This is a genomic window from Croceibacterium xixiisoli, from assembly GCF_009827305.1.
GTDB classification, from domain to species: Bacteria; Pseudomonadota; Alphaproteobacteria; order Sphingomonadales; family Sphingomonadaceae; genus Croceibacterium_C; species Croceibacterium_C xixiisoli.
This window is the reverse complement of the sequence record NZ_WTYJ01000001.1, coordinates 779,462-805,418: the sequence shown is the minus strand read 5'-3', so window position 1 is coordinate 805,418 and position 25,957 is coordinate 779,462. Positions and strand designations below refer to the sequence as shown.

Annotated in this window: 24 protein-coding genes and 1 tRNA gene; 14 read left to right on the top strand and 11 right to left on the bottom strand. The window is 63.4% G+C overall.

The features are described from left to right. Positions 1 to 105 precede the first annotated feature (105 nt). Positions 106 to 312: a 30S ribosomal protein S21 gene (rpsU, locus tag GRI97_RS03855; RefSeq protein WP_161389787.1), complete on the bottom strand. Its 207-nt coding sequence runs from the start codon at positions 310 to 312 to the stop codon at positions 106 to 108. Between the two features lie 275 nt (positions 313 to 587). Here rpsU and crcB point away from each other — a divergent pair, with 275 nt between their 5' ends. Genes crcB through GRI97_RS03830 form a run of 5 tightly spaced genes read left to right on the top strand, consistent with a single transcriptional unit; the run spans position 588 to position 3,740 of the window. After that, positions 588 to 995, top strand: a complete 408-nt coding sequence (gene crcB, locus GRI97_RS03850) for a fluoride efflux transporter CrcB (RefSeq protein WP_161389786.1) — start codon at positions 588 to 590, stop codon at positions 993 to 995. Then, positions 992 to 2,152 carry an RluA family pseudouridine synthase gene (locus tag GRI97_RS03845; RefSeq protein ID WP_161389785.1) on the top strand — a complete coding sequence of 387 codons (1,161 nt, stop codon included), beginning with the start codon at positions 992 to 994 and terminating at the stop codon, positions 2,150 to 2,152. Before crcB ends, GRI97_RS03845 begins: the two co-directional genes overlap by 4 nt. Before the next feature lie 19 nt (positions 2,153 to 2,171). Next, complete coding sequence (locus GRI97_RS03840; RefSeq protein ID WP_161390803.1) at positions 2,172 to 2,822, top strand: HAD-IA family hydrolase; 651 nt, start codon at positions 2,172 to 2,174, stop codon at positions 2,820 to 2,822. Further along, positions 2,815 to 3,033, top strand: coding sequence for a hypothetical protein (locus GRI97_RS03835; RefSeq protein ID WP_161389784.1), 219 nt, complete (start codon positions 2,815 to 2,817; stop codon positions 3,031 to 3,033). The genes GRI97_RS03840 and GRI97_RS03835 overlap by 8 nt, the downstream gene beginning before the upstream one ends. After that, complete coding sequence (locus tag GRI97_RS03830) at positions 3,030 to 3,740, top strand: ATP12 family chaperone protein (RefSeq protein ID WP_161389783.1); 711 nt, start codon at positions 3,030 to 3,032, stop codon at positions 3,738 to 3,740. The genes GRI97_RS03835 and GRI97_RS03830 overlap by 4 nt, the downstream gene beginning before the upstream one ends. A gap of 52 nt (positions 3,741 to 3,792) precedes the next feature. Here the strand turns inward: GRI97_RS03830 and GRI97_RS03825 are convergent, their stop codons facing one another. The 4 genes from GRI97_RS03825 to GRI97_RS03810 are packed head-to-tail and all read right to left on the bottom strand — an operon-like array spanning position 3,793 to position 7,339. Next, positions 3,793 to 4,392 carry an ABC-type transport auxiliary lipoprotein family protein gene (locus GRI97_RS03825; protein ID WP_161389782.1) on the bottom strand — a complete coding sequence of 200 codons (600 nt, stop codon included), beginning with the start codon at positions 4,390 to 4,392 and terminating at the stop codon, positions 3,793 to 3,795. Between the two features lie 11 nt (positions 4,393 to 4,403). Then, entirely contained in the window at positions 4,404 to 5,351 is a 948-nt protein-coding gene (locus GRI97_RS03820; RefSeq protein WP_161389781.1) for an MlaD family protein, read from the bottom strand. A gap of 9 nt (positions 5,352 to 5,360) precedes the next feature. Further along, complete coding sequence (locus GRI97_RS03815) at positions 5,361 to 6,236, bottom strand: ABC transporter ATP-binding protein (protein WP_161389780.1); 876 nt, start codon at positions 6,234 to 6,236, stop codon at positions 5,361 to 5,363. Next, complete coding sequence (locus GRI97_RS03810; protein ID WP_161389779.1) at positions 6,233 to 7,339, bottom strand: MlaE family ABC transporter permease; 1,107 nt, start codon at positions 7,337 to 7,339, stop codon at positions 6,233 to 6,235. Before GRI97_RS03810 ends, GRI97_RS03815 begins: the two co-directional genes overlap by 4 nt. 85 nt (positions 7,340 to 7,424) lie before the next feature. Here GRI97_RS03810 and GRI97_RS03805 point away from each other — a divergent pair, with 85 nt between their 5' ends. Genes GRI97_RS03805 through GRI97_RS03795 form a run of 3 tightly spaced genes read left to right on the top strand, consistent with a single transcriptional unit; the run spans position 7,425 to position 12,349 of the window. Further along, a complete protein-coding gene (locus GRI97_RS03805) occupies positions 7,425 to 10,121 on the top strand; it encodes a valine--tRNA ligase (RefSeq protein WP_161389778.1) in 2,697 nt (898 codons plus the stop codon). Between the two features lie 33 nt (positions 10,122 to 10,154). After that, entirely contained in the window at positions 10,155 to 10,889 is a 735-nt protein-coding gene (locus GRI97_RS03800; RefSeq protein WP_161389777.1) for a 7-carboxy-7-deazaguanine synthase QueE, read from the top strand. Next, positions 10,886 to 12,349 carry an MATE family efflux transporter gene (locus tag GRI97_RS03795; RefSeq protein ID WP_161389776.1) on the top strand — a complete coding sequence of 488 codons (1,464 nt, stop codon included), beginning with the start codon at positions 10,886 to 10,888 and terminating at the stop codon, positions 12,347 to 12,349. The genes GRI97_RS03800 and GRI97_RS03795 overlap by 4 nt, the downstream gene beginning before the upstream one ends. Positions 12,350 to 12,422: 73 nt before the next feature. Here the strand turns inward: GRI97_RS03795 and GRI97_RS03790 are convergent, their stop codons facing one another. The 4 genes from GRI97_RS03790 to GRI97_RS03775 all read right to left on the bottom strand — a co-directional run bounded on the left by GRI97_RS03790 (position 12,423) and on the right by GRI97_RS03775 (position 16,350). Then, complete coding sequence (locus GRI97_RS03790) at positions 12,423 to 14,093, bottom strand: ATP-binding protein (protein WP_161389775.1); 1,671 nt, start codon at positions 14,091 to 14,093, stop codon at positions 12,423 to 12,425. Between the two features lie 113 nt (positions 14,094 to 14,206). Further along, positions 14,207 to 14,989, bottom strand: coding sequence for a TIGR02186 family protein (locus GRI97_RS03785; protein ID WP_377018762.1), 783 nt, complete (start codon positions 14,987 to 14,989; stop codon positions 14,207 to 14,209). Continuing rightward, positions 14,986 to 15,897 carry a sulfite exporter TauE/SafE family protein gene (locus GRI97_RS03780; RefSeq protein ID WP_161389774.1) on the bottom strand — a complete coding sequence of 304 codons (912 nt, stop codon included), beginning with the start codon at positions 15,895 to 15,897 and terminating at the stop codon, positions 14,986 to 14,988. The genes GRI97_RS03785 and GRI97_RS03780 overlap by 4 nt, the downstream gene beginning before the upstream one ends. Before the next feature lie 123 nt (positions 15,898 to 16,020). Beyond that, positions 16,021 to 16,350 carry a DUF3297 family protein gene (locus GRI97_RS03775; RefSeq protein ID WP_161389773.1) on the bottom strand — a complete coding sequence of 110 codons (330 nt, stop codon included), beginning with the start codon at positions 16,348 to 16,350 and terminating at the stop codon, positions 16,021 to 16,023. Positions 16,351 to 16,536: 186 nt separating this feature from the next. Between GRI97_RS03775 and GRI97_RS03770 the strand changes: the two genes are divergently transcribed. The 6 genes from GRI97_RS03770 (at position 16,537) to clpX (ending at position 24,210) form a co-directional block, all read left to right on the top strand. Further along, positions 16,537 to 16,621 (top strand) — tRNA-Leu (locus tag GRI97_RS03770). A gap of 64 nt (positions 16,622 to 16,685) precedes the next feature. After that, the gene (gene tig, locus GRI97_RS03765; RefSeq protein WP_161389772.1) at positions 16,686 to 18,278 is read left to right on the top strand and encodes a trigger factor; all 1,593 of its coding nucleotides are present in this window, start codon (positions 16,686 to 16,688) and stop codon (positions 18,276 to 18,278) included. Positions 18,279 to 18,488: 210 nt separating this feature from the next. Beyond that, positions 18,489 to 21,068: a TonB-dependent receptor gene (locus tag GRI97_RS03760; RefSeq protein WP_161389771.1), complete on the top strand. Its 2,580-nt coding sequence runs from the start codon at positions 18,489 to 18,491 to the stop codon at positions 21,066 to 21,068. Continuing rightward, the gene (locus GRI97_RS03755) at positions 21,068 to 21,934 is read left to right on the top strand and encodes a hypothetical protein (protein WP_235917595.1); all 867 of its coding nucleotides are present in this window, start codon (positions 21,068 to 21,070) and stop codon (positions 21,932 to 21,934) included. Before GRI97_RS03760 ends, GRI97_RS03755 begins: the two co-directional genes overlap by 1 nt. Positions 21,935 to 22,075: 141 nt before the next feature. After that, entirely contained in the window at positions 22,076 to 22,768 is a 693-nt protein-coding gene (locus GRI97_RS03750) for an ATP-dependent Clp protease proteolytic subunit (RefSeq protein WP_161389770.1), read from the top strand. 173 nt (positions 22,769 to 22,941) lie between these two features. Further along, on the top strand, positions 22,942 to 24,210 hold the full coding sequence (gene clpX / locus GRI97_RS03745) for an ATP-dependent Clp protease ATP-binding subunit ClpX (protein WP_161389769.1): 1,269 nt from the start codon (positions 22,942 to 22,944) through the stop codon (positions 24,208 to 24,210). Between the two features lie 337 nt (positions 24,211 to 24,547). On the opposite strand, the gene GRI97_RS03740 is transcribed toward clpX, so the two are convergent. Together GRI97_RS03740 and mtgA are read right to left on the bottom strand one after the other, a co-directional pair. Then, positions 24,548 to 25,273, bottom strand: a complete 726-nt coding sequence (locus GRI97_RS03740) for a GH25 family lysozyme (RefSeq protein ID WP_161389768.1) — start codon at positions 25,271 to 25,273, stop codon at positions 24,548 to 24,550. Continuing rightward, complete coding sequence (gene mtgA, locus GRI97_RS03735) at positions 25,266 to 25,934, bottom strand: monofunctional biosynthetic peptidoglycan transglycosylase (RefSeq protein WP_161389767.1); 669 nt, start codon at positions 25,932 to 25,934, stop codon at positions 25,266 to 25,268. Before mtgA ends, GRI97_RS03740 begins: the two co-directional genes overlap by 8 nt. Between the last annotated feature and the right edge of the window lie 23 nt (positions 25,935 to 25,957).

Here is a 25,957-nt window from a genome sequence, read left to right as displayed (position 1 = left end):
GTCCTGAAATGCAAAAAGGGCGCGGGAATAATCCTCGCGCCCCTTTGGCTTAGCTATGATCGGGAAACAAGCGCTGCCTTGCAGCCGCCTGCCCCGGTCAGCTTCTTAACGCTGACCGTCGCGTTCAGCGCGCTTGCGTTCCAGCTTGCGAGCGCGGCGCACAGCGGCAGCCTTCTCGCGAGCGCGCTTTTCGCTCGGCTTTTCAAAGTGGCGGCGCAGCTTCATTTCGCGATACACGCCTTCACGCTGCAGCTTCTTCTTGAGCGCGCGGAGAGCCTGTTCAACATTGTTATCGCGGACGACGATCTGCATAAATCTAAGCCACCTTCTAATACCAAATACGGGAGAGCCCGCCAGCTGAAGCGCGGGATGCACCTTAACCTGATTCGCCAAACGAAAAACGAACCGAATCCGTTCCGGACCGGCACGAATGGCGGGCTCAATAAGCGAAACCGGATACGAAGGCAAGGCGTTCACGGATTCAATGCCGGCGCGCTGTTGCACGCGGGACCCGGCAGGTTACTATCCTGCAGTTCGCACCCCCTGCATCCTTTACCCGATGCCCCCGCTGCGGTTAAAGCCCACAGATGAATCCCCCCGGATCTTTCTATGCCGCCACAGCCGTTGCCCTTGGTGGCGGTATCGGATCGCTGCTGCGCTATATGGTCGGACGCTGGATGACCCAGCTGGTCGGCCCGCAGGCCATGATGACTTTCCCCTGGGCCACCTTGACCGTCAATGTGACCGGCAGCATGGCCATGGGCATGCTGATGGCCTGGCTCGCCCGGCATGGTCAGGAGGGTGAACAATACCGCCTGCTGATCGGAGTCGGGCTGCTGGGCGGCTTCACCACCTTTTCTTCCTTCAGTCTCGAACTGATGGTGCTGATCGAGCGCGGACAGGCCGGGCAAGCCTTCGTCTATGGCGCTGTATCGGTGCTGGCGGGACTGTCAGCCCTCTATATAGGGCTCATTGTCATGAGAATCGCACAATGAACGATAGTGTCCGCCAGTTTACCGTTGGCGCCGATGATGACGGCGCCCGGCTCGACCGCTGGTTCAAGCGGCATCTGCCGCAGATCGGCTTCGCCACGATTTCCCGCTGGGCCCGCACAGGGCAGCTGCGTGTGGATGGCAAGCGCGCCCGCCCGGAAGACCGTTTGACGGCCGGCCAGGTGTTGCGCGTGCCGCCGGGCGGCCAGATCGAAACCCGCCCTGCCGTGCGCAAGCTGCGCCCGCTGACCGACGAACAGCGCGAGCTGGCCGATGCGATGGTGATCGGCCGCAGCAAGGCGGCGCTGGTGCTGAACAAGCCGCCGGGCCTGGCCACCCAGGGCGGCACCGGCACGACCAGCCATGTCGACGGCCTGCTGGATGCCTATGTCGAAGGTGACGAGCCCCGCCCCCGGCTGGTCCACCGGCTGGACAAGGATACCAGCGGCGTGCTGCTGATCGCGCGCACGCCGGGCAGCGCGGCCTTTTTCTCGAAGCGGTTTTCCGGCCGTTCGGCCAAGAAGGTCTATTGGGCGCTGGTGGTGGGTGTGCCCGACATCGCCAATGGCATCGTGGAAGCCCCTTTGTCCAAGCAGCCGGGCAGCGGCGGCGAGAAGATGCATGTGGACGAGGAAAACGGCCAGCCGGCCAAGACCCGTTACCGTGTGGTCGAACGCGCCGGCAACAGCACGGCGTGGGTGGAACTGCAGCCGCTGACCGGCCGCACCCATCAGCTGCGCGTGCATATGGCGGCAATCGGCCACCCGATCGTGGGCGACGGCAAATATGGCGGTCAGGCCGCATTCCTGACTGGCAGCATCAGCCGCAAGATGCATCTGCATGCGCGCCGGCTGATCATCGATACACCCGATGGCGGAAAGATCGACGTAACCGCCGAATTGCCCGAACATTTTGCGACCAGCATGCAGCAGCTGGGTTTCGATGAAAGTGCCAGCGATGCATCCCCCGATGCGCCGACGCCGGAACCGACAAAGGAAACCAGGAAGGCCGCAGCCAAGGCCCATGCCAAGCAATATCGCAAGGAACGGCGTGGCGAGCGCCGTTCGCGCAGTGGTGAGGGCGGTGGCCGAGGCGAGGGCCGTTCCGGTGGCCGCAGCGGCGCCGGCGGCAAGCCCACACGCCGCCCGACCGGCCGCTGAAGGCTGAATTGCGGTGACCATTCGCCTGGCAGTCTTCGATTGTGACGGCACGCTCAGCGATGGGCAGGCTGCGGTGTGCCTGGCGATGGAGCGCGCCTTTGCCGTGGCCGGTCTGCCGGCACCGGCGCGGTGCGATATCCGCCGCAGCGTGGGGCTGAGCCTGCCGCAGGCGATTGCCCGGCTGGGCCCCGATCTGGCCGTGGAGCAGCACACAAATCTGGTCGATGCCTACAAGCAGGCGTTCCGCGCGGCGCGCAGCGACGGCAGCCTGCATGAACCGCTGTATGACGGCATCCCCGCCCTGCTGACCGACCTCCGGCAGTCCGGCTGGCAGTTGGGAGTGGCGACCGGCAAATCGGATCGCGGGCTGAAATCCACCCTGGCCACTCATGGTTTGCTGGATCTGTTCGTGACGCTGCAGACCGCCGACCGCCATCCATCCAAGCCCGATCCGGCAATGCTGGAAGCGGCCATGAGCGACGCCTTTGCCCAGCCGGGCAACACAGTGATGATCGGCGATACCGTCTATGACATTGCCATGGCGCGGACCGCCGGCGCGCGCGCGATCGGGGTTTCCTGGGGTTATCACGCGCCCGAAGAGCTGATTGCGGCGGGCGCGGAAGCCGTGGCCGAAACACCCGAACAGTTGAAGGAATTGATTCATGGCTGATCCAGCCAGCGACCAGACCGCGCGGGCGCGCTGGCTGGCGCTCAATCTGATGCGGCTTGGCGGGCTGGCCATTGTACTGGTCGCGCTGATGATCATCACCGAACGCCTGCCGGTGCCGCCGATTGCCGGCTATCTGCTGTTTCTGCTGGGCATGGTGGAAATGTTCGTCGTGCCGCAAGTCCTGGCCCGTCGCTGGCGGAGCCCCAAATGAAGCGGTTCTGGAAAGAGGTGGCCACCGCGCCCGATGGTGACGGCTGGCGTATCCTGCTGGACGGCCGGGCTGTGCGCACCCAGGGCGGGAACGCGCAGATCCTGCCCACCGCCGCGCTGGCGCAAACCATGGCCGGTGAATGGCGGCATCAGGGGGAAGAGATCGACCCGCGCGCCCTGCCCATGCGCGACATGGCCGATTATGCGATCGACCACATCAGCGCCCATCCCGGCGAGATCGTCGACACGCTGCTGCGCTATATCGACACCGACACGCTCTGCTATCGCGCCGACCCGGAAGACGCGCTGTTCGAGCGGCAGCAGACGCTGTGGGAGCCGATACTGATGGCATTTGAAGCCCGGCACGACCTGCGGCTGACGCGGGTCAGCGGGGTCGGCCATCGGCCGCATCCGCAGACCAGCATGGACCGGCTACGCGCGGTGCTGACCGGGCAGGACGCCTTTGCCCTGTCGGCGCTGAACGTACTGACCACGCTGGCCGCATCGCTGAGCGCGGCGCTGACGGTGATGGAAACCGATGCAGAACCCGCCACGCTGTTTGCAGCGGCCAATGCCGAAGAAGACTGGCAGGCGGAGCTGTGGGGCTGGGATCTGCTGGCCGAAGAAAACCGCGCGCTGCGCCTGAAGGCATTCGAAACGGCCGCGGAGTTCCTGCGGCTGTCACAAGGGCACTTGTCAGAAGGATAATCTGACGGCCAACCCCGGGGACGATCATCGCGCCCCGGGATTGATCCCGATCTTACTGGACCCAGGCAACCACTTGAGCAGCCACATTGTTGGCCGCCTGGTTCAGCGCCGGGCCCACCGATGCCACATCGGGTTCGATATTGGGCACGACATGTTCAAACCGGCGGGTACGCAGCGATCCGTCCGGCATCTGCTGCACGGCATCATATTGCATCACCACGCTGCGCAGCGTAGTATCATACCCCAGCTCGATCAGATTGCCCGACAGCCGGTTGGTGGCGCTGTACTGTGCATCCCCGCTGTCAATGATCAGACGGGTGCCCTGCGCGCGCAAGGTTTCAGCCAGCAGCCGCTGAAACAGGCGGGTGGGTTTTTCCACCCATTGCGCATCCTTCAGATAGGCCAGGCTGGAATCGCTGACTGCAACCGGCACGCGGGTAACGTCGAGCTTGCGGGGCGCGGTCGGCTCGAACACCGCCAGCGCCGCCTGCGGACGGCCATCGATCACCGCCCCGGCCGGTGCAGCCTTTTCGGCCCGCATCGTCAGCAGCGTTTCGGGCGGCTTGGCGCCGAAGCTGACGCAGGCCGTCAGCAAAGCGGGCAAGAATGCTGCGGCCAGGACCGCACGCAGCCTGTTGTGGTTGTTCTGCATCGCCCCGATCCTCACGGCCTGTAATCGGGCAGACGCCCGCCATTCACCAGCGCACCTGCGCCATCACTTTCGAGCTTTTCCGTCACCGCACGCAGAGCGGCGCTGGTGCGGCGCAAATCTTCCATCGTCGCCTGCGCTGCCGGCAGCGTCTTTTCCGCCATTTCGCGCGTCAGCGGCTCGGTCGAATTCAGGGCCGTCGCCATGGCATTGGCCGCGCCCTGGGCGGACTGCAGTGTCTGGCGCAGTTCTGCCGCCAGGCTGGCGCCATCCTTGTTCAGAAGATTGTCGGTCGAACGCAGAGTGTCCTCAAAGGCCGCCAGCGTTTGCGTCGACTGCGCCAACGTGCCCTGCAGTTCCTTCATCGTCAGATTGATCTGCGGCGCGGTCTGCGTCAGCTGGGCGCTCATCTTATCGGTATTGGCCAGAATGCCGCTGATCGAAGCCTGGTTCTCATCCGACAACAACCGTGTCAGGCGATCGGTCAGCGTGGCCAGCCGTTCCAGCAGCAGCGGCGCACTGGCCAGGATTTCCCCCAGCCCGCCCGGCTGCGGTGGAATGACCGGCACACCTTCAGGACAGGATGTCGTCTCACAGGTGATTTCCGGCGCACCGCGCTTGCCGCCGTTCAGGCTGATCGTGGACACGCCGGTAAAGCTGGCCGAAACTGATGCGGTCGTCCCCAGCAGGATCGGTGTTTCATCGTTGACCAGGATCCGCACTTTCACGAATTTCGGATCCTTGGGCCAGATGGCAATGGCCGAAACCTGCCCCACCGGTACGCCGGAGTAGGCAACCTGCGAACCCTTCGACAGGCCGCCGACCGACTGTTCGAAATAGATATCGTATTCCTGCTGCTTCCCGGCGTTCAGCCGTGCCAGCCAGACCCCGAACAGCGCCAGGCCGGCGAGCAGCAGCAGGGTGACGACCCCGACCCAGACATAGTTTGCGCGCGTTTCCATGGCTGTGCCCTATGCCCCCAGTCCGGTATCGCTGTCCACGCCCCGGGCGTTCAGCGCACTCTGCATGGCCGCACGGCTGCGCGGCCCGTTGAAATATTCCTGGATCCACGGATGATCGCTTTCCAGCAGTTCCGGGATCGTGCCGACAGCCGTCACCTTCTTGTCCGCCAGCACCGCAACCCGGTCACAGATGGTGTAGAGCGTATCGAGATCGTGCGTGATCAGAAACACCGTCAACCCCAGCGTATCGGCGAGTTCGCGGGTCAGATTGTCGAAATTGGCAGCGCCGATCGGATCGAGCCCGGCGGTCGGTTCATCGAGGAACAGCAGTTCCGGATCGAGCGCGAGGGCGCGCGCCAGCCCGGCGCGCTTCTTCATGCCGCCTGACAGTTCCGAAGGATATTTGCTCGCTGCTTCAGGTGCCAGGCCGGTCATTGTCACCTTGAAACGGGCAATCTCATCTTTCAGTTCCGGCGTCAGTTCGGGATAGAATTGCTTGATCGGCACCTGCACATTTTCCGCCACGGTCAGTGTCGAAAACAGCGCGCCACCCTGGAACAGCACGCCCCAGCGGCTGCGGACCCCGGTTTCTTCTTCCGGCGGAGCCCCGACGATATCTTTGCCGAACACCTCGATCGTGCCTTCCAGCGGGCGCTGCAGGCCGATGATCGAACGCATCAGCACCGATTTGCCCGTGCCCGATCCACCCACCACGCCGAGGATCTCGCCACGCCGGACCTTGAGCGAGAGATTGTCGTGGATGACCTGATCACCGAAGGCATTCTTCAGCCCTTCGATGACGATCGGATACTGGCCATCGTAGTGGCCGCCGATTTCATCATCGGTATCCTCAGCGAAGATCGCGCCGTCCGCCCGCTCGTTCATGCCCAGCCCATCTTGGTGAAGAGGACAGCAAACACAGCATCGAGCACGATCACCATAAAGATCGCCTGGACTACAGCCTGGGTGGTCTTGAGCCCGACCTCTTCCGCGTTGCCCTGCACCTGCATGCCCTGATAGCAGCCGGCCAGAGCCACGATCAGGCCGAACACCGGCGCCTTGATCATGCCGACATAGAGATCATACATCGGCACCACTTCCTGCACACGGGCAAGGAAGGTGAAGAACGGGATGCCCAGCGCCAGTTCGGACAGGGTGGCGCCGCCGATGATGGCGACGATGGAGGCATAAAAGCCCAGCAGCGGCATCATGATCACGGCCGCCAGAATGCGCGGCAGCACCAGCGCTTCCATCGGGGATACCCCGATCGTGCGCATGGCATCGATTTCCTCGGTCAGTTTCATCGTGCCGAGTTGCGCCGCGAAGGCAGAGCCGGATCGGCCCGCGACCATGATCGCGGTCATCAGCACGCCGAGTTCGCGCAAGGTCAGCCGACCGACCAGATTGACGGTCAGGGATTCAGCCCCGAACTGTTCCAGCTGCACCGCGCCCTGCTGCGCGATCACGATGCCGATGAGGAAGCTCATCAGCCCGATGATCCCGAGAGAGGCCACGCCGACCAGTTCCATCTGCCGCACCAGCGCCCGCATGCGGAAGCGCCGGTGCACGACGGAATTGAAGAAACTTATGACAATGGCGCCCAGGAAGCTGATCACACGAACCGTGCCGTGCCATTGTTCGATGACCTTGTGCCCGACGTCTTCGAACACGCGGATGAAGATGGACGACCGCGGCGGCGTGATATCGGCTGTGCTTTCCGCATTGCGGACCGCCTCGATCAGCCGCTCCGCCTCCGGCGTGGCGCCGGTGATCTGCGCATCGTGCTGGCTGGCGAAACGCCAGACCGTCCAGGCCCCGACCGTGTCGATCGAACCGATCCCGGACAAGTCGATCTGCTGAACCGGCGCCGTCATGGCACGCAGTTCCTTGTCCAGATGACCGATGGAGGAGATCACCATCGGGCCGGAAAGAATTACGGTGGAGCGCCCCCCCGCATCCTCTACCCTTGCTTCTGCCCATTCGCGCATATGCAGGCTATGCGGGCAAATTGCGCGGGCGGCAAGGCAAACGCGTTGCCAGTGTCAAGTCAGGCTGGCAAAGGCCCAGACCATCATGACCCGCGAACTCGACAAGACATTCGACCCTGCCACGCTGGAAGCGCGGTGGTATGCCCATTGGGAAAACAACGGGCTCTTCCGTCCCGAGCGCCCGGATGCGACGCCCTACACGATCGTCAACCCGCCGCCCAATGTCACTGGATCGCTGCATATCGGCCATGCACTGGACAACACACTTCAGGACATTGTGATCCGGTATGAAAGATTAAGGGGCAAGGATGCGCTGTGGGTGGTCGGTACCGACCATGCCGGCATCGCCACGCAGATGGTGGTCGAACGCCAGCTGGAACAGCACCAGGACAAGCGCACCAATTATTCGCGCGAGGATTTCGTCGCGAAAGTCTGGGAATGGAAAGAGGAAAGCGGCGGCACGATCACGCGCCAGCTGCGCCGGCTTGGCTGTTCGATGGACTGGAGCCGCGAACAGTTCACCATGGATCCGCATTTCACCCGCGCCGTGGTCAAGGTGTTCGTGGATTTGCACAAGCAGGGCTTGATCTACCGCGACAAGCGGCTGGTGAACTGGGACCCCAAGCTGAAGACCGCGATTTCCGACCTGGAAGTGGAAACGAAGGAGATAAAGGGCGGGTTCTGGCATTTCCGCTATCCGCTGGCCGATGGCGTGACGCTGGACGACGGGCGCGACCATATCGTGGTCGCCACCACGCGCCCGGAAACCATGCTGGCCGATATGGCTGTGGCGGTGAACGCGGATGATCCCCGCTACCAGAGCGTGATCGGCAAGGAGATCCTGCAGCCCATCACCGGCCGGCGGTTCCGCATCGTGGCCGACGAACATGCCGACCCGGAACTGGGTTCGGGCGCGGTGAAGATCACCCCCGGGCATGATTTCAACGACTTCGAAGTGGGGCGGCGCGCAGGCATCAAGGCCGGCGACATGCTCAACATGTTCGATGCCGAAGCGCGCGTGGTGCAGACCGCCGATGGACTGATCCCCGATGAATTCATCAGCATCGACCGCTTCGACGCGCGCAAGTTGGTGGTGCAGCGGATGAAGGAAGCTGGCTTCCTGCTGCCGCATGTCGACAAGGACGGCGAAGAACACGACGCCGAACCGCGCACGATCCAGACGCCGTTCGGCGATCGTGGCGGGGTGGTGATCGAGCCCTGGCTGACCGACCAGTGGTATGTCGATGCCGAAACCCTGGCCCAGCCGCCGATGCAGGCGGTGCGCGACGGGCGGATCGAGATTGTGCCCAAGAGCTGGGAAAAGACCTTCTTCAATTGGATGGAAAACATCCAACCCTGGTGCGTCAGCCGCCAGCTGTGGTGGGGCCACCGCATCCCGGCATGGTATGACGAAGACGGCGGCGTCTACGTCGCCGAGACCGAGGAAGAAGCGCAGGCGCAGGCCGGCAACAAGCGTCTGACGCGTGATGAGGATGTGCTCGACACCTGGTTTTCGTCCGCGCTGTGGCCCTTCGCTACGCTCGGCTGGCCGGATGTGGATGCGCCGCTCTACAAGAAGCATTACGCCAATGATCTGTTGATTTCCGGCTTCGACATCCTGTTCTTCTGGGATGCGCGCATGGCGATGCAGGGCATGCATTTCAACGAAGGCCAGGTGCCGTGGAAGCGGCTCTATCTGCATGGTCTGGTGCGGGCGCCCGACGGGCAGAAGATGTCCAAGTCGAAGGGCAATGTGGTCGATCCGCTGGGCCTGATCGATGCCTATGGCGCCGATGCGCTGCGGTTCTTCATGGCGGCGATGGAAAGCCAGGGCCGTGACATCAAGATGGATGAGAAGCGGGTCGAAGGATACCGCAACTTCGCCACCAAGCTGTGGAACGCCACGCGGTTCTGCCAGAGCAATGGCATCGGCGCGAGCAGCAACCTGGCCGCCCCGGCAGCGACGAGCGCGGTCAACCGCTGGATCATCGGCGAGGTGGTGGAAACGCTGGCCGCGCTGGACAAGGCGATGGCCGAACTGCGGTTCGATGCGGCGGCGAACACCGTCTATCACTTCGTCTGGGATCAGTTCTGCGACTGGTATCTGGAACTGATCAAGCCGGTGCTGGGAGAAACCAGCCCGGCGAGCGAGGAAACCCGCGCTGTCGCCGGTTGGGTGCTCGATCAGATCTTCGTGATGCTGCACCCCTTCATGCCCTTCATCACCGAAGAGCTTTGGCATGCCCAGGGAACGCGCGCGAATGACCTGATCATCGCACAATGGCCGCAGCCTGATGCGACGGTGGATGCCGTCGCCAAGGCCGAGGTCGAATGGCTGATCGCGCTGACCAGCGCGATGCGCACGGCCAAGAACGAGCTGGGCATTTCGCCGGGCGCGAAGCTGGAAGCCTATCTCGAAACGCCGGGCGAGACCGCCCGCACCGTGATCGGCAACAATGCCGCCGCGATCGATCGGGTGGCGCGCATTTCCGCGATCCATTTCGCCGCTGCGCCGGCAGGTGCGGCGATGCAGATCGGCGTGGGCGAGGACAGCTTCGTCATTCCGCTCGATGGCGTGATCGACATTGCGGCGGAAAAGGCGCGGCTGGCCAAGGCGCTGGAAGCATCAGCCAAGGAAGCCAAGGCGTTGGCCGGGCGGCTGGGCAATGCCAGCTTTGTCGAACGGGCCAAGCCCGAAGCGGTCGAAAAAGCGCGCGCCGACCATGCCCATCACGCGGGCGAGGTCGAACGGCTGCAGGCAGCATTGGCGCGGCTGGGATAATGCTGTGAACGGCGGGCACGGAGTATCGGCGCCATGGCGTTAGTGCTCGCCACCACGACCCCGGGCGAGGCGGAGATTTTCGCGTCCGTACAGGGCGAAGGGCCGAGCATGGGCAAGCCCTGCGCCTTCGTGCGCCTATCGCGCTGCAATCTGGCGTGCCAGTGGTGCGACACGCCCTACACCTGGCATTTCACCGGCGACAACCGCCCGCACCGGGGCGATGAAACCTATGACCGTCAAATCAATCAGTTGACGCTGGACGAAGCCGACGTGGCAGCGCGCATCGCCGCCTTCGGCATGCCGCGGCTGGTGGTGACCGGTGGGGAGCCATTGCTGCAGGCCCCGGCGCTGATCCGCATGCTGAAGCTGCTGCCGCCGATGGTGGTGGAGGTGGAAACCAATGGTTCAGTGGCGCCGCCTGCCGCGCTGGAAGAACTGGTGGCGCAGTTCAATGTCAGCCCCAAGCTGAGCCATTCGGGCAATCCGGCCGATCTGGCGCTGAACCCGGAGCGGCTGCGCGCCTGGGCCGCGAATGAGCGGGCGTTCTTCAAATTCGTGATCGCCACGCCGGACGATGTGGACGAGGTGCTGACGCTGATCGAGCAGCATGATCTACCGCGCGAGCGGGTCTATCTGATGGCCGAGGGCACCGATGCCGAAACGCTGGAACGGCGCGAGCAGTGGCTTGTGGACAAATGCGTCGCCCATAGTTTGACTTTGTCCAAACGCTTGCACATCCGGCTGTTTGGCGACACTAGGGGCACATGAGCGCGACCCCGGTTGATAATGACAAAGTTCCGCTGCGGGGAAGCCTGACCGAAGGCCCGATTTTCCGCACCCTGCTGATGTTCAGCGTGCCCACGCTGTTCAGCAATGTCCTCCAATCATTGAGCGGCACGGTCAATTCGATCTGGGTCGGCCGGCTGATCGGGGAAGAGGCGCTGGCAGCCACGGCCAATGCCAATATCATCATGTTCCTGGTTTCTGCCGCCGCGTTCGGGTTCGGCATGGCCGGTACGGTCAAGATCGGGCAGCGGTTCGGCGCGCGCAACATTGATGGTGCGCGGCGGACTTTCGGCACGGCGGTGGGGTTCTGTGCCGTGCTGATGGCGGGAATCGCAGTGATCGGCTGGATCGCCGCGCCGGGCCTGTTGCAGCTGCTGGAAACGCCCGAGGGCGCCTATCCGCTGGCGCTGACCTATCTGCGGCTGATCTTCCTTTCCATGCCCTTCATGATGGTGTCGATCGTGCTGACCATGGGCCTGCGCGGCACGGGCGACGCGCGTACGCCATTGATTTTCATGGGCGTTACGGTCGTGCTGGATACGATCTTCAACCCGTTGCTGATCGCCGGCATCGGGCCCTTCCCCGCCCTGGGAATTGCCGGATCGGCGCTGTCGACGGTGCTGGCCAGCTTCGTCGCCTTCATCGGGATGGTCGCCTATGTCTATTGGAAAGACCTGCCCTTGCGGCTGAGGGGCGAGGAGCTGCGCTATCTGATCCCGGTGCGGGAAGAGCTGAACTTCATTATAAGCAAGGGCTTACCGATGGGCGCCCAGATGCTGCTGATGAGCGCGGCGGGGATCATCGTGGTCGGGCTGGTCAACCGCGAAGGGCTGATGATGACCGCCGCCTATGCGGCCGCGATGCAGCTGTTCACCTATATCCAGATGCCGGCGATGGCCGTGGGTGGCGCGGTGAGTGCCATGGCGGCGCAATTTATCGGGGCAGGTCAGTGGGATAAGCTGGATCGGGTGACGCGGTCCGGGGTGATTATCAATTTCGTGATGACCGGGGCGGTGACGGTTCTGCTGCTGCTGTTCGACCGGCCGGCGCTGGTGCTGTTCCTGGGGCCGGACAGTCTGGCCGTGCCGATGGCGCAGCATATTCAGCTGCTGGCGAGCTGGAATTTTATCTTCTTCGGCGTGACGATGGTGCTGACGGCGACGATGCGGGCTGGCGGCGGGGTCTGGATTCCCCTTTGGATTCTGGGGGTTGCGCTTTATCCGGTGCGGCTGGGGTTCTATTACCTGACCTATGACCGGCTGGGTTCGGACGCGATCTGGCTGTCGTTTCCGGTGGCGGCAGCGGTGGCGCTGGTGCTGGCTTTTCTGGCCTATCGATACAGCGGATGGCGCAGCCGGGCGATTGCAGAAAGCAGCGAGGAAGCGCAGGAACAGTGCCAGGCCGATGGGGAGCCGAGCGGCCGCGCGACCCCGAATCTGTGACGCGCTGCCTGCGCAGGAGCGCGCCCTGCCTGCGCATGAACGCGCGCCACCACCGCATGAAGGCGTTTTTCGACTACTTGCCCTGCGCGCGCCAGCGCTGAACGGTGCGCGCCACGACATCGTTTTCACCGCCGCTTTCACGCCACAGTTTGACGAAGCTGGGATCGTCCGAAGCCGGCCGCTTGGCTGGGTCGAGTTCGTCGAAGGACACCCGCATCGGAATGGCGACCCCTTCACCGCAAATGATGCATTCGCGATTGCGCAGCGCCGGGATGGAATCGAGGAAGCCGCGCGCCCCTTCGGGCATGGCGGCCTTCACGAAGGCCTGATCGCGTTCGTTGTTGAGGCGCATCGAAATGATGGTGCCGCATTGCGACAGCACCCCTTCGGCAAGGTCTGACGGGCGTTGAGTGATCAGGCCGAGCGAGATGCCGTATTTGCGGCCTTCCTTGGCGATGCGGCTGAGGATCCGGCCGACCGAAGAACCATCGGTGTTGCGTTCGTTGGGAACATACCGATGCGCTTCTTCGCAGACGAGCAGGATCGGGCTGGTCTTTTCATCGCGGCCCCAGATGGCGAAATCGAACACCATGCGGCTGAGCACCGCGACCACGGTGGAGGTGATTTCGGTCGGCACGCCCGAGACATCGATGATCGAGATCGGCTTGCCATCCGAGGGCATGCGGAAGATGCGGGCGATGAAGCTGGCCATGGTGTCCGCCACCAGCATGCCCGACCACATGAACTGATAGCGCGGATCGCCCTTCAATTCCTCGATCCGGCTCTTGATCCGCATGAAGGGGGCGGTCGAGGTCGCCTTGTCCAGCCGGCCCATTTCATCGAGCAGGATCGCGGAGAGATCGCTGAGCATATAGGGCACCGGAGAATCGACCGTCAGCTTGCCCAATTGTTCGGCCAGGCGGTTCTTGCTGCGCGCCTTGAGCAGGCAGCGGGCAAGGATGTCGGCATCTTCCTGCCGTTCATTGCCGCTGGAGGAGAGCAGGATTTCGCAATGCTCTTCGAAATTCATCAGCCAATAGGGCATCTGCAGATTGCTGACGTCGAAGATGACGCCGGTGTGCTTGAACGCTTCGGCATATTCGCCATGCGGATCGACCATGACGATATGCCCCTTGGGGGCGGATTCGCAGATGCGATGGAGGATCAGCGCCGCGCTGGTCGATTTGCCGGTACCGGTGGAGCCGAGCAGGGCAAAATGCTTGCCCAGCAGCGCATCGACCTGGACGCCGGCCCGAACGTCTGCGGTGGGATAGACGGTGCCGATCTGGATCGAGCTGCGCCCGTCGGAGGCGTAGATCTGCCGCAGATCGTCATTGGTGGCCGGATAGACCAGCGCGCCGGGAATAGGATAGCGGGTGACGCCGCGCCGGAAACCGATGATGCGGTTGGTCAGCGGTTCGATCCGCCCTTCGCCCATGAAATCGATGCCGGACAGGATGCCGTCGCTGCGCCGATCCTGTTTCTGGTTGCGGACATTGGCGAGCAGCCAGCCATCGGCCGTGCGGATCTTGACCTGGCTGCCGACGCGGCCGGCCATGGCGATCGAGGGATCGGCATCTTCGGCGCATTCGGTGAGCCGCTGGGTATCAAACACCACCTGCGATTGCGACCCGTCGATTTCCAGCACCACGCCGATCGGCTGGCTGCTGCGATCGGCGGCGGCACGCGGGTCCGGCTGTTGCCGGGCAGCCTCCCATGGTTCCGCATCGCTGAAGGCCGTCATGCGCGGGTCCTGAATTGAGTCCATACGGATCGCTCGCCAAAAAAATACGAGCATTCCCTATGGCATGCGCAGTTAACATTGGGTCAATTGTGACAACACACGGCCCGTTGTCATCAAACCAGAGCAAACAGACGCCCGGCCACCCAGCCCATCAGCACAGACAGGGTGACGGCAAACAACCCATAGAGAACCGAGGATTTCTGCGCCTGTTCGGCCACCAGCCGTTCCAGCCCCAGCTTGCGCACCTCCACTTCTGCCGTGGCCGACATGATGACCCGACCACGCGAAATGGCGAAGGTTTCGGCAGTGTAGCGCCCCGTCACCACATGGGAGGGGAGCTTGATCCGCGACTGATAGAGCACGCCGCCGCTGATCGTGACGCCCTTGCCGTCTTCCTGATAGAGATCCTGCCGCCGGCGAAGATCCACCAGCCCGCGCGTGAAGCGCTGCTGTTCCACCGGATCGATGGCGCCCGAGGGTGAAAGCTGCAGGAAATCGAGCCCGAGTTCGTAGATTGCCGCGGTGCGATCATCGACGATTTCATCGATCGGGCGCGAACTGGCGACGGCGAAGAAGGACGGGGCCGAGCGGAAGCGCAGGGAATCCGCATTCACCCAGATGCCCAGCGCTTTTTCCTTTTCACGCAGCAGGATCGGTTCGGTCGGCCCCTTCAGCACGACGACGATGTCGTAATCATTCTGCGCCCGCGAACCATCGGGGGCGAGGATCGCGCCGTAGAGCAAAAGTTCGGTGCCGGTAAAACCCTGCCGCACCTGGATTTCATGCTGCGACACCTCCGGCACGAGGATCGGATCACGCTGGGCACTGAGCGCGAAGAAGGCCAGCAGGGCGAGCAGGACGCGCGGTGCCCCTCTGATCAGGGTGGCACCGCTCACAACGGCACCACGGTGTAGATTTCGTCAGGGCGGATTCCCAGGCCCCAGGCCATGCGCAGCGCGATCCCCAGCACCAGCACCGCCAGCAGCAGGCGCAGCATTTCCGGCCGGGCATTCTGCGCCACGCGGGCGCCGATCTGCGCGCCGATAACCGAACCGAGCAGCAGCAGCCCGGCCAGCACCACATCGACCGCGCGGGTGGTCAGCGCATGCGTCATGGTGGCGGCCATGGTGACGAACAGGATGTTGAACAGCGAAGTGCCGACAACGACATTCGCGCTCATGCCCAGAATATAGAGCATCGCCGGCACCAGGATGAAGCCGCCGCCCACGCCCATCAGCATGGTCAGGATCCCCACCACCATGCCCAGCAGCAGCGGCGCGAGCGGAGAGATGTAGAGGCCCGAGCGATAGAAACGCCAGCGCATCGGCAGGCTGGCGACCAGCGGATGGTGCCGCCGCTTGGCCGCGCGCGGCGCGACGCCGTCCGTCTGGCGCAGCGCGGCAATGCTTTCGCGGGCCATGACCGTGCCGATCGTGCCGAGCAGCAGGACGTAGAGAATGTTGATCACCGTATCGATCTGGCCGATCGATTCCAGCGCGCTGAACAGCGCGGCCCCCATCACGGCGCCGATGATACCGCCGACGACGGTAACCGCGCCGATCTGGTAATCGACGCCCTGGCGGCGGCTATGGGCGAAGACCCCGGAGACGCTGGCCCCGGTGACCTGGGTAGCGGCAGAGGCCGCGGCCACGGTGGGCGGCACGCCGTAGAAGATCAGCAGCGGGGTGGTCAGGAACCCGCCGCCGACGCCGAAGATGCCGGACAACACCCCCGTACCCACGCCCAGCGCGATGATTACCAGGCCATTGACCGCAAGGTTCGCAATGGGAAGGTAAACATCCATGGGCCTGCCTAACGCATGGCGGGCATGGATTGAAGGCGGCAGCCGCCGGAAACTGGAGAAAAGCCTGTTCGAAACGGAAATTCCGGCCGGTCAGCAGCGACCAGCCGGATTTTCCTTACGCAATCAGGCGCGTGCGACGGGCGGGTTTTCGCCCAGATCGTCGTACCAGGCCTCTACCGGGCCGGTCAGCTTGATCGTCAGCGGACGACCGCGCCGATCGACCGAACGACCGGCCTGCACGCGGATCCAGCCTTCGGAGATGCAGTATTCCTCCACATCCTTGCGCTCGACACCCTTGAAGCGGATGCCGATCCCGCGCCGCAGCCGATCACCATCGAAATGCGGGCTCGACGGATCGATCGCAATCCGGTCCGGCGGCGTGTCGTCGCCGGTGGCTGCGGGCGTTTCCACCTGTTCGGGGACGGTCGGTTCGGGCGTGTTTTCTTCGGTCATGCCCCGCGCTTAGCCATGGCGGGCGGCAAAAATCAATCCGGTCGGCCCTGCCCCGGGGATCGCGCGGGTGCGCCAGAGCGTATATCCATTGCAAGACAGAGCCGTTACGCTTGCCCTTTGAGCCCTGTCCTTATAAGGGCGCTTCCCTGTTTTGCAGGCATCCGGCCTGCGAAGCTTCATCGGTCAGCGGGCGTGGCGGAATTGGTAGACGCGCTGGATTTAGGTTCCAGTATCGCAAGATGTGGGGGTTCGAGTCCCTTCGCCCGCACCAGTTCACGAACACGCTGAACGTCCCGGAAGCTTCAGCCGGACGCCTAGTATTTGGAAGGCAAGAAATGCAGATCGTCGAAACGACCAATGAAGGCCTGAAGCGCGCGTATACGCTGACGATTCCGGCCAGTTCCATCGAAGCGCGGATCGACGCCGAGGTGAAGAAAGTTGCCCCGCAGGTTCGCATGCCGGGTTTCCGCCCGGGCAAGGTGCCGACCAATCTGATCCGCAAGATGCACGGTGCGTCGCTGCATTCCGAAGCGCTGAACGCCAGCCTGCGCGAATCGATCGACACGCTGATGCGCGACAAGCAGCTGCGCCCGGCGCTGCAGCCCAAGGTCGACCTGGCCGAAGGCTATGAAGAAGGCAAGGATGCCGAAGTGACGGTGGAACTGGAAGTTCTGCCCGAAATCACCGCACCGTCGATCGACGGCCTGGCCCTGGAACGCCTGGTCGTACCGGTCAGCGATGAAGCGCTGGACGAATCGCTGGCCAAGCTGGCCGGCAGCCAGAAAAGCTACAAGGATGCGGCCAAGACCAAGAAGGCCGCCGATGGCGACCAGCTGATCATCGATTTCGTCGGCAGCATCGACGGCGTCGAATTCGAAGGCGGCAAGGCCGAAGGCGCGCCGCTGGTGCTGGGTTCCAATCAATTCATCCCCGGTTTCGAAGAACAGTTGGTGGGCGTGAAGACCGGTGAGGAAAAGACCATCACCGTCACTTTCCCGGAAGATTACCCGGCCGAAAACCTGAAGGGCAAGGAAGCCCAGTTCGCCATCACGGTGCAGCAGGTGAAGACCGAATCCGAAACCGTCGTTGACGAAGAATTCGCCACCTCGCTCGGCCTGGAAAGCCTCGACAAGCTGAAGGAGCTGATGAAGGTTCAGCTGGAGCAGGAATCTGCCGGCCTGACCCGCACCCAGATGAAGCGTCAGCTGCTCGACAAGCTGGCCGCCGACCACGATTTCGAAGTTCCGCCGACCATGGTGGAAGCCGAATTCGGCCAGATCTGGGAACAGCTGACCAATGAAATCGCGCGCGAGGAAAATCCCGAAGAAGGGATGAAGGAAATCGAAGCCGAGAAGGACGATTACCGCCGCATAGCCGAACGCCGTGTGCGTCTGGGCCTGCTGCTGTCCGAAATCGGCCAGGCCAATGGCGTGGAAGTCAGCCAGCAGGAAATGCGCATGCTGATCCAGCAGGCCGCCCAGCAGTATCGCCAGGAAGATCGCCAGCGCTTCGTCGATTACGTGTCGCAGGATCCGATGGCCCAGGCCCAGCTGCGCGCGCCGCTGTATGAAGACAAGGTTGTCGATTTCCTGTTCGACAAGGCCGAAGTGACCGAACGCGAAGTGACGCGCGAAGAGCTGGAAGCCGCGATCGAAGCGGAAGAAGGTGGCGCGGAAGCCAAGCCGGCCGAAAAGAAGGCCCCGGCCAAGAAGAAGGCCGCCGCCAAGAAGGACGCCGCAGAAGCTGAAGCACCGGCAGCCGAAGCTGACGCCCCCGCCGAAGCAGCAGCGGAAGAAAAGCCCGCCAAGAAGGCGCCGGCCAAGAAGGCCGCAGCCAAGGCTGACGACGCCAAGGCCGAAGGCGAGGACAAGCCCGCCAAGAAGCCGGCCGCGAAGAAGCCCGCTGCCAAGAAGGCGGACAAGGACTGATCCCAGTTCAATTTGAACAAGGAGGGGCGGCCATTGGCCGCCTCTTTTCATTTCAAGCAGATAGTTTCCGGCCGGTGATGCCGAAGGTGTGGCCGCACTGTAATGCTATTGTCACCCGAATGACCCCTGATTGACATGCAGCGCCCCTAGGGCGGCGCGCAGAGGCCCCAGAGCCTTTCTGCAAAAAACAATCTCAGGGATCGTCATTCCATGCGCGCTCAATTGCTGTGCGGCGTCTGCGCCGCCACATTCGCCATCACCCTCCCCTTTTCTGCCGCAGCCCAGGATTCCGCACCTGTCGCTGACGAGATCATCGACGGCGCCGGCGAGGCCATCGTCGTCAGCGGCCAGCGCGCGCAGCAGCTGCGCGCGATCGATCAGCGGCGCGATGCGCTGGGCCTGGTCGATGTCGCCTCTGCCGATGAAATGGGCCAGCTGCCCGACCGCAATATTGCCGAAGTGATCGAACGCCTGCCCGGCGTGGGCGTGCAATATGACCAGGGCGAAGGCCGCTATGTCGCCGTGCGCGGCGTGCCGTCCAGCCTGAACGGCTATACGCTGAACGGGTTCGAGATCGGCAATCCGGATGGCAATACCCGCGCCCTGCCGCTGGATATCCTGTCCGGCCAGCTGCTCAACCGCGTCGAAGTGTCGAAGGTGAAGACCGCCGACCTGATCGGCCAGGGCATCGGTGCCACCGTCAATCTGGTGACCCAGACCGCATTCGATTACAACACGCCCTTCATCCTGCAGGCCAATGCCCAGATCGGGTATCAGGAACTGCGCGACGAGGACAAGCCGGTGCGCGGCGACATCACCGTTGGCACGCGGTTTGGCGCCGACCGGGAATTCGGCATCCTGCTGGGTGCCAGCTATTCCAACCGCACCTACAACAGCCACGGCATCTATCCCGACGACTGGGCGCTGGACGATGAGGCTGCACGCGGCGCGGTACCGATCAACATCAAATATACCGATTACCGGCTGAAGCGCGAACGGCTGGGCTTTTCCGGATCGCTCGACTGGCGGCGCGGTTCGACCGAGCTGTTTTTCCGGGGCGTCTATTCCAAGTTCACCGAGGATGAATATCGCCAGCGCTTCCGCCTAGATTTCTCCGAAATCGACTGGGACGCCAACGGCCTGACCGGCCTCGCCAGCACCAGCGAACAGCGCACCGACCTGCGGCTGGAATACAAGGAAAAGTCGATCCTGTCGTTCATGACGGGCGGCAAGACCGAGCTGTCGGATATCTGGACCATCGATTTCGGCGCCGCCCATACCCGCAACGAGGTGATCGAGCCGAACCAGAGCTGGCAGTTCCGCGGCAACCCCGGCGATGTGCAGGTGGATTTCACCGACAAGCTGTTCACCGCCGTGCCGGTGGATGGATATCTGGCCCCGGCCGATCTGGGTTTCCGCACCTATACCCAGCAGGATGAATATGGGCTGGAAAAGACCTGGCAGGGCCGGTTCGACGTGACCGGGCAATTGCCGGGGATCGGCGAGAACAGCTTCGTCAAGTTCGGCGCGAACCTGCGTTCCACCGACAAGGCGTTCGATTCGGCCAATGACAGCTATGGCCGGGGCACCGCGCCCAACCGCTTCACGCTGGAAGGTCTTTCGGGTGAGCCGGTGACCGTGCGCCCGGGCAAGGACCGCCCCTATCTGGTGACGCCGACGATCGACGAGCAGCTGATCCGCGATTTCACCGAAGGAAAGCTGGGCAATGCGCAGTTCGTGCGCAACGATGCCACATCGCTGGCCAATCAGACCCTGTCCGACTTCAACCTGACCGAAGAGGTCTATGCCGGCTATGCCATGGCCAATGTCGAATTCGGCCGGGCCGCGCTGACCGCCGGTCTGCGGGTCGAGCACACCAAGCTGGACGTAACCGGCTATCTGCTGGAAGGCGGGACCGATGTGGTGCCGACCTCCGGTTCGCGCAGCTACACCGACTGGCTGCCCAGCGTGGTGCTGCGGATCGAGCCGCGCGACGATGTGGTGCTGCGCCTGGCCTATTCCCGCGCCGTCGGCCGGCCGCAGTTCAGCGATCTGTCGCCGGGCGGGGAGATGGAAATCATTTCCACCGGCGACAGCAGCGAGATCAACGTCACCAGCGGCAATCCGGCGCTCAACCCCTATACTTCCGACGCGCTGGATGCCGTGGCGGAGTGGTATTTCGCCCGGGGTGGCATGCTGAGCATCGGTGCCTTCGCCAAGTTCATCGACAATCCGATCTTCACCCAGAGCTACACCCTTCAGGATGCCAGCTTCCTGGGCGAAACCTATGACATCCTGCGCTTCACCCAGCGGCAGAATGCCGAAAAGGCCGAGATCCTGGGGCTGGAAGCATCCTACCAGCATCAGTTCACCTTCCTGCCCGGCGCGCTTTCCGGCCTGGGTGTGAACCTGAACCTGACGCTGATCGATGCGATGCTGAAGGACCCGGCGCGCGGCAAGATCGGCTTCCCCGAACAGTCCAAGCTGCTGTGGGGCGCACAGCTGTTCTATCAGCGGGGCATCGTGGAGGCATCGGTCGCCTATCACCACACCGGCCGGGCCATGCTGTCGGCCGGCGATATCGCCGTGGCCGACCAGTACAATGACGATCTGCGGCGGCTGGACGCCAAGGTGGCGGTGGATGTGACGCGCAATTTCCGCCTGTTTGCCGAAGCCCAGAACCTGACCGACGAAGCCACCCGTCAGTATCAGGGCAACCGTCGCGACTGGGTGACGCAGCATGAACGCTATGGCCGCACCTATTTCGTTGGCGGATCGTTCCGCTGGTGATGGCTGCGACCCAGACGTTTCGTCGCGCGGTGGCGGTGCTGGCTTTTGCCGGCGCCGCCTTCCCCGCCCTGCTGAACGCGCAGGAAAACGCCCAGCCCGCAGCGCTGACGGTGGAAAGCCCTTCCCCGCCGCCGGCGCCGGTAACGCTGAGCATTCCGGCGCCCGAGGCGCGCCAGGGCGTGGCATCGGACGGCACCCATGTGTTTGCCACCAACAACGACCAGATCGGCAAATACGAGATCGCCACCGGCCGCCGGGTGGATGGCTGGCAGGGATCTCGCGCGCAGTTCCCGCATATGAACAGCTGCACCGTGGTGGGGGAGGAACTGATCTGCGCCGCCTCCAACTATCCGCAGGTGCCGCATACCAGCGCGGTGGAGATTTTCTCCACCAGCCCGGTGGCACATCTGCGCACGGTCAGCCTGGGCTTCGGCCCCGGATCGCTGACCGTGATGGACCGGCACAAGGACAGCTGGTGGGGTGTGTTCGCCAATTACAGCCGCCGGGGCGGCGTGCCCGAACGCGGCCATGAATACACCATGCTGACCAGAATGGACGACCAGTTCCGCATCCTGGAAAGCTGGGCCTTCCCGCCCGAAGTGCTGGCGCGCATGGCGCCCTACAGCTGTTCGGGGCTGAGCTGGGGCGAGGACGGGCTGATCTATGCCACCGGGCACGACCGGCCCGAGGTCTATGTGCTGACCCTGCCCGAAGCCGGCAGCACGCTGAAGCTGATCGCCGTGCTGGGCACGGCCAATGACGGGCAGGCGATCGACTGGGATCCCGCCGTTCCCGACCGGCTGTGGTCGATATCGCGCAGCGGAGGCGAAATGATCGCCAGCCAGATCAACCGGCCGAAAAGCTGACAACAGAGCGACTTGATGATGGCCCGGACCGGTACGGATCCGGGTCATCATGCCGGTTACCCCCCGTGCATTGCGCATTGCTCTTGAACATGGCGTTGCCACACGCGACATAGGCCATACCTTCAAGACAAGAGGATTTGCATGATCGACCCTTACGGCTCCATCGGTGCCAACGGCCAGTTCCGGATTGATCCCATCACGGGCGCGCTTGTGCCGGTCGTGGTCGAAAGCACCAGCCGCGGCGAACGCAGCTTCGACATTTTCAGCCGCCTGCTGCGCGAACGCATCGTGTTCGTGACCGGCCCGGTGGAAGACAACATGGCCAGCCTGATCGTGGCCCAGCTGCTGTTCCTCGAAAGCGAGGATCCGGACCGCGACATCAGCATGTATATCAATTCGCCCGGCGGCGTGGTGACGGCCGGCATGGCCATCCACGACACCATGCAGTTCATCAAGCCCAAGGTTTCCACGCTGTGCGTGGGACAGGCCGCATCCATGGGCAGTTTCCTGCTGGCCGCGGGTGAACCCGGCATGCGGATCGCCCTGCCCAATGCCCGCATCATGGTGCACCAGCCGTCTGGCGGCGCGCGCGGCATGGCGTCGGATATCGAGATCCAGGCCAAGGAAATCCTGCGTATCCGCCGGCGGATGAACGATCTGTATGTGAAATATACGGGCCGCAGCCTGGAAGAAATCGAACGGGCGCTGGACCGTGACACCTTCCTGGAAGCGGACGAAGCCCTGGCGTTCGGCCTGGTCGACCGCGTTTTCGCCCATCGTTCCGAAGGCGGAACGGAAGGCAGCGAACTCGGCACCGGGGGCGCGCCGGAATAAACCCTATGGAAAGGGGCGTGGTGCCATTCTATTGTAGTATTTTGGCAACCCCGCCCCTTCGGGCATCGTCACCTTCCTGCCGCAATGCGGTACGAGATTGATATTGCACCGCCGGGGATTACATTTGTGGTTACGAATCCTGCGGAATCCCCAACCGCGGATGGGATGAAAGTATGACGAAATTGAGCGGATCTGACAGCAAAAGCACCCTCTACTGCAGCTTCTGCGGCAAATCGCAGCATGAAGTACGCAAGCTGATCGCCGGTCCGACCGTGTTCATCTGTGACGAATGCGTTGAACTGTGCAACGATATCATCCGGGAAGAAGCCAAGGGCTCCATCGCCGGACGCAAGGATGGCGACATCGCGACGCCGCAGGAAATCTGCAATGTCCTGAATGACTATGTCATCGGGCAGGACCGGGCGAAGCGCGTGCTTTCCGTCGCGGTGCACAACCATTACAAGCGGCTGAAGCACAGCGGCAAGGCCGGCGACGTCGAACTGGCGAAGTCGAACATCCTGCTGGTCGGGCCGACCGGTTCGGGCAAGACCCTGCTGGCGCAGACGCTGGCGCGCACCTTCGACGTGCCTTTCACCATGGCCGATGCCACCACGCTGACCGAAGCCGGTTACGTGGGCGAGGACGTGGAGAACATCATCCTCAAGCTGCTGCAGGCTTCCGATTACAATGTCGAAAAGGCGCAGCACGGCATCGTCTATATCGACGAAATCGACAAGATCACGCGCAAGGCGGAAAATCCGTCCATCACCCGCGACGTTTCGGGCGAAGGCGTGCAGCAGGCCCTGCTCAAGCTGATGGAAGGCACGACCGCCTCCGTCCCGCCGCAGGGTGGCCGCAAGCATCCGCAGCAGGAATTCCTGCAGGTCGACACGACGAACATCCTGTTCATCTGCGGCGGCGCCTTTGCCGGCCTGGAAAAGGTGATCGGCGACCGGTTGCAGAAGCGTTCGATCGGCTTCGGCGCGCATGTTGCCGGCCCGGACAAGCGCAAGGTCGGCGAAATGCTGCAGAAGTGCGAACCGGAAGATCTGTTGAAATTCGGCCTGATCCCCGAATTCGTCGGCCGTCTGCCGGTGATCGCCACGCTGCACGATCTGGATGTGCCCGCGCTGGTGCAGATCCTGACCGAACCGAAGAACGCGCTGGTCAAGCAATATGCCCGGCTGTTCGATCTGGAAGACGTGGTGCTGACCTTCACCGACGATGCGCTGGAAGCGATTGCCCAGAAGGCGATCAAGCGCAAGACCGGTGCCCGTGGCCTGCGCTCCATCGTCGAAGCGATCCTGCTCGACACCATGTTCGACCTGCCCGACATGGACGGGGTGACCGAAGTGGTGGTGGACCGCGACGTGGTGGAAGGCCGCAAGGAACCGATCCGCGTGGTTTCCAGCGAAGGCAAGAAGAAGGAAGAAGCGGCCTGAGGCTGCTTCTTTCCTGATAGAATTTGCGACCCCCGCTTGTCCGGGGCGTGTTGAGGGATTGGCGGGGTGCTCCGCCTGAGGCTGCCGGTGGTGGCTGTCCTTCGACAGGCTCAGGACGGGCGGGGTTTTTGTTTTGTGGGTGGGTTTGTTGCCCAGCGGCTGCACGACCTCCGTTCGTGCTGAGCCTGTCGAAGCACAGCCACTGCATCGGCCCGTGAGGCGAAGGTTGGCGCGTGGCCTTCGACGAGCTCAGGCTGAGCGGAGCGGGCGCGGTGATGGGAGGAGCTCAAGCTCTCCACCCTGATCGCCACATATTCAGCGCAAGCGGTGGGGGAGTTTATTGCGGGGTTGCCGGCCCGCGCATCGCATTCCAGTCGACCCGCCCGTTGATCCCCTCCACGCGGCGGAAATTGCTGGCCTGCCAGATCGTCCACGGTCGGGCGCCGAAGCGCGGTTCGAACACCAGCGAGCGCAGCCACAGCGGTCGGTCGAAGCGGGCGCTGATATCGTACGCCTCATCGAATTCACCGGTCAGATAGAGCACCGCCTGCTGGCCATAATGCGCCTCCACCGCCGTGAGGAAGGCGGTCAGTTCACCCTGCACATCGGTCGGCTTCAGGCGCTGGGTGCAATTGCCGAGGAATTCCAGATCCACCGCCGGGGCCAGTACGCCGGGTTCCACGGGCACGGTGGCGATGAAATGGGCGGCCTGTTCGGCGCCCGGGCGGCACAGGGTGAAGAAGTGATAGGCACCGCGCTTCACGCCCGCAGCGCCCGCCGCCTGCCAGTTGGCGGCAAAGGCGGGATCGGTGAAATCGGCGCCCTCAGTGGCCTTGATATAGGCGAAGTCCACGCCCTGCCCCGGCAGTTGCGGCCAGTTGATCGCGCCCTGATGGTGGGAGACATCAATACCCTGCACCGGATAATCGGCGCGCGAGGGGCCCCAGGCCTTGGAACCCAGCGCGCCCAGCCCGGCCAGCACGATCAGCGGGGCGATCAGGATGCCGCAGCCCAATCTGCTTTTCGGCCGCGCCTTGGGCCGGCTGTGGGCAGGATCATTCATAGACGCAGGCATCCAGCGCGTCACGGCGGACCACGCCGATGCGGGCGCGGATGGTGTTGCCATAGCGGCGGGTGAAGCCGCCCGGGCTGACCACCGAGCGTTCTTTCGGCAGCGGCAGGGCGGCGGCCATGCGGGCGGCCTCCATCGGGGTCAGCCTGGCGGCCGAATGCTTGTAATAGCGCTGCGCCCCAGCCTCCGCCCCATAGGTGCCGATGCCGGTTTCGGCGACATTGAGATAGACCTCCATGATGCGCCGCTTGCCCCAGATATTCTCGATCAGCAGGGTGAACCAGGCCTCCAGCCCCTTGCGGAAATAGCCGCCGCCCTGCCACAGAAACACATTCTTGGCCGTCTGCTGGCTGATGGTGGAGCCGCCCCGGATACGGCCACCCTGGGCATTGCGCTCGATCGCCTTTTCTATGGCTTCGGTGTCGAAGCCGCTGTGCGAACAGAACTTGCCATCTTCCGCCGCGATCACGGCGGAGACCAGATTGCGGTCGATCCGGCTGAGCGGTTCCCAATCCTTGGTGATGCCGTTCTTGTCCATCAGCATGGTGGCGGTGACCGGCACCGGCACGAAGCGATAGAGAATGACCAGCAGCAGGCTGATGCCGACGAACCAGACGATCAGCCAGATGAGATAGCGCAGCGCACGAACCATGCAGCCGACCTATCGCCAGCGAT